General features: G+C 70.7%; 8 protein-coding genes and 1 riboswitch. Of the genes, 3 read left to right on the top strand and 5 right to left on the bottom strand.

Translation table 11 applies throughout. The annotated features are described in order from the left end of the window. Nucleotides 1-247: 247 nt before the first annotated feature. Nucleotides 248-426: riboswitch (cyclic di-AMP (ydaO/yuaA leader) on the top strand. A 59-nt stretch (nt 427-485) separates the two neighbouring features. After that, the gene (locus I004_RS37465; protein WP_051344831.1) at nt 486-1505 is read left to right on the top strand and encodes a transglycosylase family protein; all 1020 of its coding nucleotides are present in this window, start codon (nt 486-488) and stop codon (nt 1503-1505) included. A 267-nt stretch (nt 1506-1772) separates the two neighbouring features. Here I004_RS37465 and I004_RS0107925 read toward each other — a convergent pair whose 3' ends face one another. Further along, nucleotides 1773-3395, bottom strand: coding sequence for a thiamine pyrophosphate-dependent enzyme (locus tag I004_RS0107925; protein WP_028435032.1), 1623 nt, complete (start codon nt 3393-3395; stop codon nt 1773-1775). Nucleotides 3396-3543: 148 nt separating this feature from the next. Further along, entirely contained in the window at nt 3544-5013 is a 1470-nt protein-coding gene (locus tag I004_RS0107930; RefSeq protein WP_028435033.1) for an MFS transporter, read from the bottom strand. A 124-nt stretch (nt 5014-5137) separates the two neighbouring features. On the opposite strand from I004_RS0107930, the gene I004_RS0107935 reads away from it, so the two are divergent. Together I004_RS0107935 and I004_RS32870 are read left to right on the top strand one after the other, a co-directional pair. Beyond that, nucleotides 5138-5920 carry an IclR family transcriptional regulator gene (locus tag I004_RS0107935; protein ID WP_028435034.1) on the top strand — a complete coding sequence of 261 codons (783 nt, stop codon included), beginning with the start codon at nt 5138-5140 and terminating at the stop codon, nt 5918-5920. An 84-nt stretch (nt 5921-6004) separates the two neighbouring features. After that, a complete protein-coding gene (locus I004_RS32870) occupies nt 6005-7558 on the top strand; it encodes an MFS transporter (RefSeq protein ID WP_078510964.1) in 1554 nt (517 codons plus the stop codon). Between the two features lie 295 nt (nt 7559-7853). Here the strand turns inward: I004_RS32870 and ppdK are convergent, their stop codons facing one another. The 3 genes from ppdK to I004_RS0107955 all read right to left on the bottom strand — a co-directional run bounded on the left by ppdK (nt 7854) and on the right by I004_RS0107955 (nt 13167). Then, complete coding sequence (gene ppdK / locus I004_RS0107945) at nt 7854-10559, bottom strand: pyruvate, phosphate dikinase (protein ID WP_028435035.1); 2706 nt, start codon at nt 10557-10559, stop codon at nt 7854-7856. Nucleotides 10560-10987: 428 nt separating this feature from the next. Then, nucleotides 10988-11878, bottom strand: a complete 891-nt coding sequence (locus I004_RS0107950) for a Gfo/Idh/MocA family oxidoreductase (RefSeq protein ID WP_028435036.1) — start codon at nt 11876-11878, stop codon at nt 10988-10990. 83 nt (nt 11879-11961) lie between these two features. Continuing rightward, nucleotides 11962-13167 (bottom strand): ROK family transcriptional regulator, encoded by a 1206-nt coding sequence (locus tag I004_RS0107955; RefSeq protein ID WP_028435037.1) that lies wholly within the window; start codon nt 13165-13167, stop codon nt 11962-11964.

Below are 13167 nucleotides of genomic sequence, written 5' to 3' on the forward strand. Positions count from 1 at the left end.
GAAATGTTGTGACCAGCGTCACATCGGCGACTTCGCGCTCATCCCGGTCCGTTCAATTCCCTTGCCCCGTAAGGCGAATGGAACGGCATGCCTTAACCCGTACATGCCAATTTCCGCGATCTTCATCTTCGGTGGATTCTGCGCCTTTCTTGTGGTGACGAATTCCTTCTGATTAACGTGCAAGCCCACCGCGTCTCCCGTGCGGTGGTCCGCTGCCGGAACGCCGAATCCTGCCACCGGCCCGCGGAAATCACGCAATCCCAGCCCGGCAGGAGCGGGGGACCCAGGTAAGTGCCGCGCGTTTCGCCCCCTTGGAAACGCACGGCTTGGGGTGAAGCCGCACGCGAATGCCCCCTCGCATTCGCTGCGGCCGGGCTGCTCCAGCCCGAATCCGACAGCTCACCTCGCAGGCGCAGGAGAGGAACAGCCCTATGTCCGGACGCGGTCGACACCGTCGTCAGTCCAATCGCCGTATCCCGCGCGGAGTGTCGCGCACTTCCCTCGCCATTACGGCGGGCGGTGCGGGCATCGCCCTGCCCTTCATCGGCTCGGGCACCGCGAACGCCGCCTCCGTGGACACCTGGGACAAGGTCGCCCAGTGCGAGTCCACGGGCGACTGGTCCATAAATTCCGGCAACGGCTACTACGGCGGCCTTCAGTTCAGCCAGAGCACATGGGCCGCCAACGGCGGCACGGAATACGCCCAGAGCGCCGACCAGGCCACCAAGGAAGAGCAGATCAAGGTCGCCGAGAAGGTGCTCGACAGCCAGGGCCCCGGGGCTTGGCCGTCCTGCGGCGCCAAGGCCGGCCTGAGCGCGGACAGCGCCGCTCCGGACCTGTCGGGCGACTCCGGCAAGCAGGCGAAGGCCGCCACCGGCGACGCCGACAAGAAGGCCGAGAAGACCAAGCCCAAGAAGGCCGAGAAGAAGGACAGCCCGAGGAGCGACGAGAAGTACACCGTCGAGACCGGGGACACTCTCAGCGCGATCGCCCGCGAGCACGACACCAAGGGCGGCTGGCAGGGGCTGTACAAGGCCAACCGGAAGACCGTCGGCTCCGACCCCGACCTGATCCGCCCGGGTCAGAAGCTCAGCCTCGACGGCGAGGCGCGGGCCTCGCGCTCGCAGCCGCAGCGCGACAAGGCACCGCAGGCCGGCGCCACGCACTCGTCCGGCTCGAAGTACGGGAACAACCTCGACGGCTGGATCCGCGAGTCTCTGGACATCATGAAGTCCAAGAACATTCCCGGCACTTACAACGGCATCAAGCGCAACATCATGCGGGAGTCCGGCGGCAACCCGAACGCCGTCAACAACTGGGACATCAATGCCCAGAACGGCACCCCGTCCAAGGGTCTGCTGCAGACCATCAAGCCGACTTTCGACTCCTACCACGTCGAGGGAACGGCCAACAACATGACCGACCCCGTCGCGAACATCGTGGCCGCATGCAATTACGCGGCCGCCAGGTACGGCTCGATCGACAACGTCAACGGACCGTACTGACCGAGCGGTCCGCCGGATCCGATATCGCGGGTCGGCGACCGGATCGGCGACAAGGCCGGCGACAACTCAACACATGTGCGGTGCGATTCAGCATTCCTGCGATTCTCCGAGTCGTCTGCGGATCAGTGATTCGGCGAATCGGCGGTCCACCGCATCGCCACGCCGATGGCGGCTCGTTCACCGGATTTCCTCCGGGGAGCGAGCCGCCATCGGCTTTCCCTGTTCCTCCTTGTCACGGGCGACGGAACGGATTTTGCCGCGGCCTTTTCAGGGCTGGAAGGTCTCCTCGGCGCGCACGGCAACTTCGAGAACCAGCGGCCGTGTGCTGTCGGGGAGTTCGGGAAGCAGCGCATCCAATTCGGCCAGAAGTTCGGCGTGTCCGGTGACACGGCGCGCCGAGCAGCCCAGGGCCTTCGCCATGCCGGAGACGCTGACTTCCTCGAAGTCGGGCCAGGGTGCGGTGTTTTCGTGCTTGTCCGCGAGCCGGTCCATGATCGCGTAGCGCCCGTTGGCGAGGACGACGAAGACGACGCCGACCCTGTAGCGCACGGCGGTCCACAGCGCCTGTATCTGGTAGAGGGACGACCCGTCGCCGACGACCGCCACCACCGGACGCTCCGGCGCTCCCATCCGCACGCCGATGGCCGCCGGCAGCGCGAACCCGAGCGCGCCCATCGCGGCGCTCAGGAACCCGAGAGGCCGCCGCGCCGGCACGAGCGCGTGCAGATCGGGGCGGCTGGAGGGGGTCTCCTCCACGAGCACCGTCTCCTCCGGCAGTCGCCGCGCGAGCTCCGCCAGTACGTGTGCGGCGCGCAGCGGCTCCCCCTCCGCGGGCGGCGGGGGCGGCACGGGCCTCTCGGCGACGGGCCGCACGGTGTCCGGCGCCCGTACGACACCGCCTTCCCCCTTGCCGGCGGACTCGGCGAGCGCCGTGCAGAACTCGGGCAGCGCGGCCACCACGGCGAGTGCGACCGGGGCCCGTTGTGCCTCGGCCGGGTCGTCCGTGACGACGGCGAGGCGCGTGCCCGGCCGCACCAACGGGCCCTCCTCGTACGGGTACTGGCGGAAGACGGGCGCCCCCACGCTCAGCACCAGGTCGTGTGCGCTGAGGACCTCCCGCAGCCGCGTACGGTCGGCCGGCAGATGTCCCGCGAAGAGCGGATGGTCCTGCGGGAATCCGGCGCGGGCACCGAAGGACTCCTGCCACACAGGGCAGCCGAGCCGCTCGGCGAGGAGCGTCAGGGCCTCCCAGGTCACGGGGTGGTCGGCGCCGGCACCGACGACCAGCGCGGGTGTGCTCGCCGCGTCCAGCAGCGCGGCAACCTCCCGCACGTCGCCGGTGTCGGCGGCGGCCGGAAGCCGCAGGTGCGCGGGCGCGGGGAGCGGCAGTTCCTCCGCCGGCTGGGCCCAGTCGTCCATCGGGACGATGACCAGGGCAGGACCGCGCAGCGTTCGGGCGGCATGCGCGGCCCGCGCGATCGCGCCCGGCACGTCCTGCGCGCGCGGAGGCGTCTCCGTCCGTACGGGATAGTCACCGGCGAGCTGTTCCAGGCGCCCCGCGAGAAAGGGCTCCTGGACGAGGTGGCGGCGGTCCTGCTGGCCGACGACCACGACCAGCGGCGCGCGGTTGACCCGTGCCGTGGACAGTGCGCCCGCCGCGTTCCCGAGGCCGGCGGTGGTGTGCAGCAGCGCGAGCGCGGGCGCCTCACGCGCGATGGCGTAGCCGGTGGCGGCGCCGATGACGGAGCCTTCGTGCAGCGCGAGCACGAAGCGGATGTCGTCGGGGAGGCCGACGAGGAAGGGCACCTCCGTCGAGCCGGGGTTGGCGAACACGGTGGTCAGGTCGTGCCGGCGCATCACGTCGAGCGCCGCCTCGCGGACGGTGGGCATGAAAGTGGAGCTCCTGTTGCGGTGACGTGCGGGGCCGGCCGGAGTGCCGGCCCCTCGTACTGGCGTGTGTACGGACGGCTGCCGCCGCTCCGAGGGCGTGTCCGCGAAGTCCCGTCTGGACCGCGGGGCCTGGGCCGGCGGACACGCCCTAGGCCGCCGCGGGCTGCTTCCGGCTGCGGACCTGCGAGAGCACGAAGAAGCCCGCGACGACGATGATCGCGTCGAGCCACACGGCGGCCTCCCAGCCGCCCGTGCTGTCACGGAGAACGCCGCTGATCGCCGGCGAGAGGACGGCGCCGATCTCGCCGATCAGGTTCTGCATGCCGAAGGCCGAACCCCGCAGGGACTCCGGGGCGAGGTCGGCGGTCAGGGCGTGGCCGACGGGCTGCAGGGCGTTGAAGAAGAGGCTCGCTGTGAACAGCAGGAGGCCCATGACCCACAGGGACGGCTTGGCGGCGGCGCTCAGGTACCAGGCGAACGCGAGCGTCAGCACTGCCTGGATCCCGGTGAACGTCAGCATCATCGGCTTGCGTCCCCAGCCGCGGCGCAGCCCGTAGTCCGAGAGCCAGCCGCCGGCCGGGAAGCCGAGGATGCCGGCCCCCGCGTTGAATCCCGCGGTGAGCGCGGCGGCCATGAACGACGACTTCGCCGCGCCGGCCACGATGGACACCGACCAGAAGCTGAAGAACCACAGGTTCCACAGGATCGCGATGTAGACGATGTAGATCAGCATCAGATCCCGGTTCTTGATCACGGGACCGATCTCCGTGCCCTTGCGGACCAGTACGAAGAGCACCAGGCCCAGGGCCAGGGCGACTTCGAGCAGGGCGACCCACAGCTCATTGAGACCGGCACTCGTGCCGAGCCAGTACACCCCCATGATCAAGGCGAGCGAGACGGCGGAGTAGGCGCTCAGATGGAGCGTCGCGCGGCTCAGCCCCGAGATCGTCAGATGCGCGCGGAACCAGAAGGCGACGATGACGCCGACCACCACGGTCGCGACCCCCAGCACCCAGAAGACCATCCGCCACGCCTCGACGTGGTCGAGGAAGAGCTTGCCGAACTCGACGAGTTCGGGCGTGAAGACGATCGCGATGGTGATGCCGAGTGAGAGACCCGTGATGACCACGCCCATACCGAGGCTGCGGTCCCGTTCGGGTGTCGTGGCGCTGATCAGGCTGCGGTCGTTGGAGTAGAACGCGCCCTCGCCGAGGCCCGTGACCACGCGTACGACGATGAACGCGACGAGGCCGCCGATGAAGCCCGTCAGGATCGTGGCAACACCCGCCCACAGCAGGCTGACCACGATGAGGGTGCGGTGCCCGTAGCGGTCCCCGAGGTAGCCGCCGGGGAACTGGGTCAGCATGTAGCCGGCGAAGAACAACCCGCCCACCAGGCCGCCGAGGGCGTGCGGATGCGGAGCCTCTGCCAGGAATCCGACCTTGTTGTCGATCATCCATGTGACGACGGGACCGGTGACCGCTCTGTCGGCGGCGCTGACCGTCCAGCCCAGGAGCAGCAGCACCCACAGGGTGTGCCAGGAGCGCCAGCCGCGGCCCTCCGCGGTGGTGTCCGTACGTGGCTCAACTGAGGAAGGGTCTCCCGGTACAGCCTTCATGGGGTCTCCGTAGCGGTTGTTGCAGTGCCGGACGCCGGGCGGCGTCCGAAGGGCGCGCGCGGGCCGCCGGTCAAACTAGGCTCACGGAGTGGTAGGCGGAACGGGTTGCGGTAGCTTTTCTGCTATGCCGAAAAAACAGGGGGAGAAACACGATCGGCAGGCGGACGTCTACGCCGCCAGCTCGGTCGACAACGCACTGCGCACCCTGGTCTATCTGCGCGGACACCAGTGCGCCCGCGTCACGGACATCAGCGACCACCTGGGCGTGGCCCGTTCCACCGCGCACCGGCTGCTGACGACGCTGCGCGGCCACGGATTCGTCGAACAGGAGCCCGGCGGCCGCCGCTACCGCCTCGGCCCCGTGCTGCTGGGGCTGACCCGCGGACCGGTCGACGAGCCGACGCTGGTGCAGGTCGCCCACAGCCATCTCGCCCGGCTCCGGGACGAGGCGGGCGAGACGACCAACCTCCTCGTCCTCGACGGTCCCGACTCGCGCTTCGCCGACGGCGTCGAGGGCCCGCACCCGCTCCGCGTGGGCACGCGTACGGGCGACCGCGTGCCCGCGTACGGCACGGCCGGAGGCAAGGCGCTGCTCTCCGAGCTCTCCCCCGAGGCGGCGCGCACCCGCTACCGGCGCGGACTGGCGGCGCTTACCGCCTCGACGCTGCCCGACGTCGACGCCCTCGTCGCCGAACTCGCCGTGACGCGCGCACGCGGCTACGCCCTCAACGTCGACGAGAGCGTCATGGGCGTGCACGGTGTCGGCGTCCCGGTACGGGACCGGTTCGGCACATGTGTGGCGGCGGTGACCGTCGCCGCCCCGAGCATCCGCCTCGACCTCGCGCGCGCCGCCGAACTCGCCCCGCTGCTGCGGCAGACCGCCGAGCGCATCGGCTCGGAGCTCTAGCGGCGCGCTCGCGGCGGCAGAGAGCAGCGCCGCGGGAGCGCACCGGCGTGGACGCGCGGCCGGGTGCTGCACGAGGGTTCTGTCATGCCGTATTCGAGGGCCCGCAAGCGGGCCGTGCTGATGACCCTGTGCACGGGCCTGTTCATGGCGATGCTCGACAACCTCGTGGTGACCACGGCCCTGCCCGGCATCGGGGCCGACCTCGGAACCGGAACGGCCGGTCTGCAGTGGGTCGTCGAGGCGTACAGCGTCGTCTTCGCGGCGCTGCTGCTCACCGGTGGAACTCTTGGCGACCGCTGGGGCCGGCGTCGCGTCTACCTCGCCGGGCTCGCGCTGTTCACCGCCGGCTCGGCCGTCTGCGCCCTGGCCGAAGGCGTCGGCGTCCTGGTGGCCGGGCGCGCTGTGCAGGGAGTGGGCGCCGCGGCGCTCACCCCGGGCACGCTCTCGATACTGCGGCACGTCTTCACCGATCCCGGCGAGAGGGCACGGGCGATAGGCGTCAACAGCGGCGTCTCGGGTGCGGGCCTCGTCCTGGGACCGGCTCTGGGCGGCCCGTTGGTGGATCACTTCGGCTGGTCGAGCGCGTTCTGGATCAACGTCCCAGTCGGGGCCGCCGGGCTGATGGTCGCCGCGCGTGTCCTGCCGGAGGTTCCCCGCTCGGGCGCGCGGCCCGACCCTGCCGGGCAGTTCACGGCCGTGCTCGGGCTGGGCGCCCTCGTACTGACCCTGATCGAGGGACCCGTACGGGGGTGGAGCGACCCGGCGGTCCTGTGCGGAGCCGGCACCGCCGCCGTCGCCCTGACCGTCTTCATGGTCGTCGAACGCCGGGTGGCCTCGCCGATGCTGGACCTGCGGCTGCTGACGGACCGGTCCACCGGCACCGCGGTCCTGGCCGGAGCCGCCGTGGGCTTCGGCTTCTTCGGACTCAGCGTCTTCGTCACGCTCTATCTGCAGTACGTCCTGAACTGGTCCCCGACCAAGGCCGGGCTGGCCATGCTGCCCGCCACCGTGTTCACCGCCGTCACGGCCGTACTGACCGGACGTCTCTGCGCCCGCTTCGGCCACCGCTCCGTCCTGGCCGCCGGACTGGTCCTGCTCGCCGCCGGGCTCGCCGGATTCACCCTGCACGGGGCGCAGGCCCGGTTCACCGAGTTCGGCTGGCTCATGCCGCTCCTGGGCACGGGGTTCGGCATGGCGGTCGCCTCCACCTCCGTCGCGGTGATGGAAGCGGCACCCAAGGCACGGGCGGGGGCCGCCTCCGCGACGCTCAACATGCTCCGCGAAGTCGGCGGTGTGGCCGGTGTCGCGGTGATGGGCGCGATCCTCTCCGCACGGTTCGCCGGCGCACTCCGCGAGGAGCTCCCCGCCACCGGTGCGCCGGACGCGGACGCGCTGGCCCACTCCGTCACGGCAGGGGGCGGCACGGGACTCGGCAGCACGTCGGGGGTGCCCGCCGACGTCGTACGCGGTATCGACGACGCCTTCGTCACCGGCCTCCATCTGGCCCTGTGGACCGGGGCGTTCACGCTGCTGCTCGCCGCGGCGGCGGTGCTGCTGCGCATGCGGAAGCCGCAACGCAGCGACGGCAGCGACGGCGCGGCGGAGGAGGCCGCGGCCGCGCAGCCCGCCGAGCCCTGACCGGGGCACCGGTCACCGGCACCCGCGGGCAGGTCCTCCACGAGGGAGAACCAGGGGAATTCCGGCGGTCCCTGCCCCAGGCCGAGCGACGCACGGACGTGTGGGCGCACCCGGAGGTCGCGAAGGAGGGGGTGGCACCTCCGCACAGGTGCCACCCCCTCGGGTTTCCCGGGCCCGCCCCGCCGCCGGTGAGGGTGCGCTGGCGCGAGGCGGTCCAGGAAGTCCGGCCCGGCAACCGGCGCGTGACCCGGACCGGAGCCGGACCGGGGCGCTTCCGGGGCCTGAGCCCGCGGGATCAGCCGGCCGCAGCCGCCCTGCCCGCCTCCAGACGTGCGACGGGGATGCGGAACGGGGAGCAGGAGACGTAGTCGAGCCCCACATCGTGGAAGAAGTGCACCGAGTCGGGGTCGCCGCCGTGCTCGCCGCACACGCCGAGCTTGAGGTCGGGGCGTGTGGCGCGGCCCGCCTCCACGGCCAGGCGTACGAGCTCGCCCACGCCTTCCCGGTCGATCGTCTCGAACGGGGAGACCCCGAAGATCCCCTTCTCCAGGTACGCCGTGAAGAAGCTGGCCTCCACGTCGTCACGGCTGAACGCCCACACGGTCTGGGTGAGGTCGTTGGTGCCGAAAGAGAAGAAGTCGGCGCACTCCGCGATCTGGCCGGCCGTCAGGGCCGCCCGCGGCAGCTCGATCATCGTGCCGAGGGTGAGGTTCAGCTCGACGTCGCGCTGCTCCTCGACCTCCGCGATGACCGTCTCCGCCTCCTCACGGACGATCTCCAGCTCCTGCACGGTGCCGACCAGCGGGATCATGATCTCCGCACGCGGGTCGCCGCCGGCGGCCTTGCGCTCGGCCGCGGCCTCCGCGATGGCCCGTACCTGCATCGTGAACAGCCCTGGCACGACCAACCCCAGCCGCACACCGCGCAGCCCCAGCATCGGGTTCTGCTCGTGCAGCCGGTGCACGGCCTGAAGCAGCCGCAGGTCGTTCTCGTTGGCGTCCTTGCGGGACTCGGCGAGCGCCACCCGCACCGACAGCTCGGTGATGTCCGGCAGGAACTCGTGCAGCGGCGGGTCCAGCAGCCTCACGGTCACCGGAAGCCCGTCCATGGATTCCAGCAGCTCGACGAAGTCGCCCTGCTGGAGCGGCAGCAGACCCTCCAGGGCCTCCTCCCGCTCCTCCTCGGACTCCGCCAGGATGAGCCGCTCCACGAGGCTGCGCCGCTCACCGAGGAACATGTGCTCTGTACGGCACAGGCCGATGCCCTGCGCTCCGAAGCGCCGTGCGCGTGCGCCGTCCTCGGCGTTGTCGGCGTTGGCCCGCACTCGCAGGCGGCGCACCCGGTCCGCGTACGCCATGATCCGGTGGACCGCCTTGACCAGCTCGTCGGCGTCGTCGGCGCCGGCGTGCATGCGGCCCTCGAAGTACTCGACGACGGGCGACGGCACGACCGGCACCTCACCGGCGTAGACCTTGCCGGTGGAGCCGTCGATCGAGACGACGTCGCCCTCCTCGATGATCAGCCCGCCGGGGGTCTTCAGGCGGCGCCGCTTGGTGTCGACCTCCAGCTCCTCGGCGCCGCACACGCAGGTCTTGCCCATGCCGCGGGCGACGACGGCCGCGTGCGAGGTCTTGCCGCCGCGGGAGGTGAGGATGCCTTCGGCCGCGAGCATGCCGTCCAGGTCGTCGGGGTTGGTCTCGCGGCGGATGAGGATGACCTTCTCACCGGACCGCGACCACTTGATCGCGGTGTACGAGTCGAAGACCGCCTTGCCGACGGCCGCCCCAGGTGAGGCGGCGATGCCCCAGCCGATCTCGTCGGCGTCCCTGACACCGCCGTTGCTGTCGAACCGGGGGAACATCAGCTGCGCGAGCTGGTTGCCGTTGACCCGTTGCAGCGCCTCGGCCTCGTCGATGAGGCCCTGGTCGACGAGCTGCGTAGCGATGCGGAAGGCGGCGGCGGCGGTGCGCTTGCCGACGCGGGTCTGCAGCATCCACAACTTGCCGCTCTCGATGGTGAATTCGATGTCGCAGAGGTCCCTGTAGTGCGTCTCCAGAGCTTCCATGATCTGCATCAGCTGGTCGTAGGAGGCCTTGTCCAGCGACTCCAGCTCGGCGAGCTGCACCGTGTTGCGGATGCCGGCGACGACGTCCTCGCCCTGGGCGTTCTGCAGGTAGTCGCCGTAGACGCCCTGCTGACCGGTCGCGGGGTCGCGGGTGAAGGCGACGCCGGTGCCGGAGTCCGGGCCGAGGTTGCCGAAGACCATCGAGCAGACGTTCACGGCCGTGCCCAGGTCCTGAGGGATGCGCTCCTGACGGCGGTAGAGCTTGGCGCGCTGGCCGTTCCACGAGTCGAAGACCGCCGTGACGGCGAGGTCCATCTGCTCGCGCGGGTCCTGCGGGAAGTCCCGCCCGGTCTCCTTCAGCACCAGGTGCTTGAACTTCTCGGCCAGGGTCTGCATGTCCGCCGTGTCCAGGTCGATGTCGCTGGTCACGCCCTTGAGGCTCTTGGCCTGCTCGATGGCCTCGGAGAAGACCTCGCCGTCCATGCCGAGGACGGTGTCACCGAACATCTGGATGAGGCGGCGGTAGGAGTCCCAGGCGAAGCGCTCGTCGCCGGACTGCGCGGCCAGACCGTGCACGGAGTCGTCGGAGAGGCCGATGTTGAGGACGGTGTCCATCATCCCGGGCATCGAGAACTTCGCCCCGGACCGTACGGACACCAGGAGCGGGTCGTCGGCCTGGCCGAGCTTCTTGCCCATCTTCCGTTCCAGCGCCTCGAGATGAGCGCTGACCTCGTCGCGGAGCGCGTCGGGCTCCTCGCCGCTGTCGAGGTAGACCTTGCACGCCTCGGTGGTGATCGTGAACCCGGGCGGGACGGGGAGCCCGAGGTTGGTCATCTCGGCGAGATTGGCCCCCTTGCCACCGAGGAGGTCCTTGAGATCCTTGTTGCCCTCTGTGAAGTCGTAGACGAACTTCTGCGCTACATCGTGATCCGGCACGCGACTCGACTCCTCGTGGACGGCTGGCCCTGACGGCGGGGAGCGTACCCAGATCGAAGGCACAGACGTACGTCCAGCGGTACGCCAAAGGGCCGTAACCACTCGGACGGAGAGGATCGAAGGTGGCGGTCGCCTCATACGGCCGTAAAGATCGACTCCACAAGTCGAATTCACGACTCCGGGACGCAACCTCGCCCGGCCGGGAGGTCACCCTGCGTCATGTCGACCTTCGGGCAATGAATCTAGAGCAGGCAAAGTGGCGTCCTGCTCCTTGGAGATCTGCACCGCACAGTTGAGCGCTCATCTGAGCGCACCCCTGATCAAGGTGGCGAGAATCACGCCTGCGAGGGAATATCCGCGTCTCACAATGCGGACATGTCGGCCTCGTCGCCCGGCCCGTCTCCGGTGCCCGTCACTTCCGGCCTCGCTCAGGCGGCCGATCGCCGCGCCTGCTCCAGCAGCTCCTGGAGACGCAGCCCGCGCCGCGCGTCGAGGTCCCGGGAACGCCCGTCGCGTACTGCCTCCGCGAACTCGCGCCGCAGCACGGCCCAGCCCTCGTCCATGTCGAACTCGGCGGTGTCGTAGACCAGTTCCTCCTCCTCGCAGTAGAGCTCGACCCGGGTGCGCGCCCGTGGGAGCCGCACCGCGCCGGACAACGACGCCTGGCTGACAGCACCGTTCTCGTGCTCACAGGTCAGCTCGATCCACCGCCGCGAATCCCCGGCGGCGCGCACGGAGGCGATGGGGCCGACCGCGAGGTCGAGCAGGTCCAGCAGATGCGGGCCCAGATCGAGCAGCGCACCGTGCTCCAGGCGCCAGCCGGTCGCCATCTCCCCGTCGAGGAAGGCGCCGTGTATGTAGCAGGAACGGGCGCCGGCGACCTTCAACTGCCGTGCTCGGGCCAGGAATTCACGGGTGCGCGGGTGGTACCGCTTGCTCAGTACGAGCTGGGAGACGACACCGCTCCCGGCCACGGCGTCCACCAGCCCACGGGCGGAGGCAAGGTCGAGGCCGAGAGGCTTCTCCAGCAGCAGCGCCCGGCCCGCCCGCGCGGCGGACGGCGCCAACTCGGCCTGCACCGACGGCGGCACGGCGAAGGCCACCGCCTCACACGTTTCGAGGAGTTCGGCGAAGGAGGACGCGGTGGCGGCACCGTACGGCGCGGCGACCTCCGCCGCGGCCTCGGGCCTGCGCGCCCACACGCAGGCCAGCTCGGTCTCCGGGCCGGCCGCGAGCATCCGGGCGTGCATGGTGCGGGCCCAGGGCCCGGCTCCGACGAGACCGACCCGTACCGGGTCGGCGGTCCAAGGCTCGGTCACGAGCGCTCCTTCCGTACGGGACATGGGGTGAGGCCGGTTCGGGCGCCGCACCACCCTCAGGACGGCGAACGCCCCCGGTGGCGTCAGCGGCCGGGGTCTGTGAGACGGGCATCGGCCCGCTCCGGCGAGTAGAGCTCCTCGACGACGCTCGCGGCGGCGCCCAGCAGCCCCGCCCGCTCCCCCAGCCGTGAGGTGACGACGTTCAGGTGTGCGGTCGTGCGCGGCATGGCCCGCTGGTACAGCAGCTCACGGACGCCGGTGAGGAACGGCGTCCCCGCCAGATCACCGGCGATCATGAGAACGCCCGGGTTGAGCAACGTGACCACGGTGACGAGCACTTCACCCACCTTGCGTCCCGCCTCACGCGCGAGCCGCACCGCGTCCGGCTGCCCGGCGGCGAGGTGGTCGCGGACACCCGAGGCGGAAGTCGTGGCGATGCCGGCGTCGGAGAGCTGTGCCGCCAGCGCCCGTCCGCTGGCGACGGCTGCCAGGCAGCCGTACGAGCCGCACATGCACAGCGCGTCCGGGCAGTCGTGCAGGCGGATGTGGCCGATGTCGCCCGCGCCGCCGTCGATCCCGCGGTAGAGCCGGCCGTCCGCGACGACGCCCGCGCCGATGCCGGTGGAGACCTTCACCAACAGGAAGGCGGCACAGTCCCGGTGCCCGTCGCGCTGCTCCGCGTAGGCCATCAAGTTGGCGTCGTTGTCGACGAGTACGGGCACGGCAGGCCCGTCGGCGGCGATGTGCCGCACCCATGCCTCCTGGAGTCTGCCGCGGATCGGGAATCCGTCCCAGCCCGGCATGATCGGCGGCTGGACGACCAGACCCGAGTCCCAGTCGACGGGGCCCGGCACGGACAGTCCGATGCCGCACACCCGGCCGTGCGATGTGCCGGTCTCCTTCAGCAGCCCGGCGAACCACTGCGCCAGCGTGTCGAGTACGTGGTCCGGACCGTCCGTGATGAGCATCTCGCCGGACCGCTCGGCCAGTACGGTGCCCGCCAGGTCGACGACGGCGGCGCTCGTGAGGTGCGTGCCGAGATCGGCGGCGAGCACGACGGCGTGCTCCGCGTCGAACTCCAGTTGTGTGGACGGCCGTCCGCCACCGGAACCCTCGACCGGTGCAGCCTCGCCCTCCCGCAGCCAGCCCGCCGCGAAGAGCTGGTCGAGCCGGTGCCCGACGGTGGACCGGGAGAGCCCGGTGGCCCGTTGCAGCGCCCCGCGCGTGGTCGCGCGACCCTCCCGGATGAGCTGCAGCAGGTGTCCCGCGCTCGCCTGGTTCCCGGTCAT

The sequence above is a fragment of the Streptomyces sp. TAA486 genome, from assembly GCF_000426165.1.

Excerpts from the sequence above, each read along its gene's own strand:
- I004_RS0107930 (WP_028435033.1), bottom strand. The coding sequence starts at position 5,013 with ATGAAGGCTGTACCGGGAGACCCTTCCTCAGTTGAGCCACGTACGGAC.
- I004_RS0107925 (WP_028435032.1), bottom strand. The coding sequence starts at position 3,395 with ATGCCCACCGTCCGCGAGGCGGCGCTCGACGTGATGCGCCGGCACGAC.
- I004_RS0107955 (WP_028435037.1), bottom strand. The coding sequence starts at position 13,167 with ATGACCGGGAACCAGGCGAGCGCGGGACACCTGCTGCAGCTCATCCGG.
- I004_RS0107935 (WP_028435034.1), top strand. The coding sequence starts at position 5,138 with ATGCCGAAAAAACAGGGGGAGAAACACGATCGGCAGGCGGACGTCTAC.
- I004_RS32870 (WP_078510964.1), top strand. The coding sequence starts at position 6,005 with ATGCCGTATTCGAGGGCCCGCAAGCGGGCCGTGCTGATGACCCTGTGC.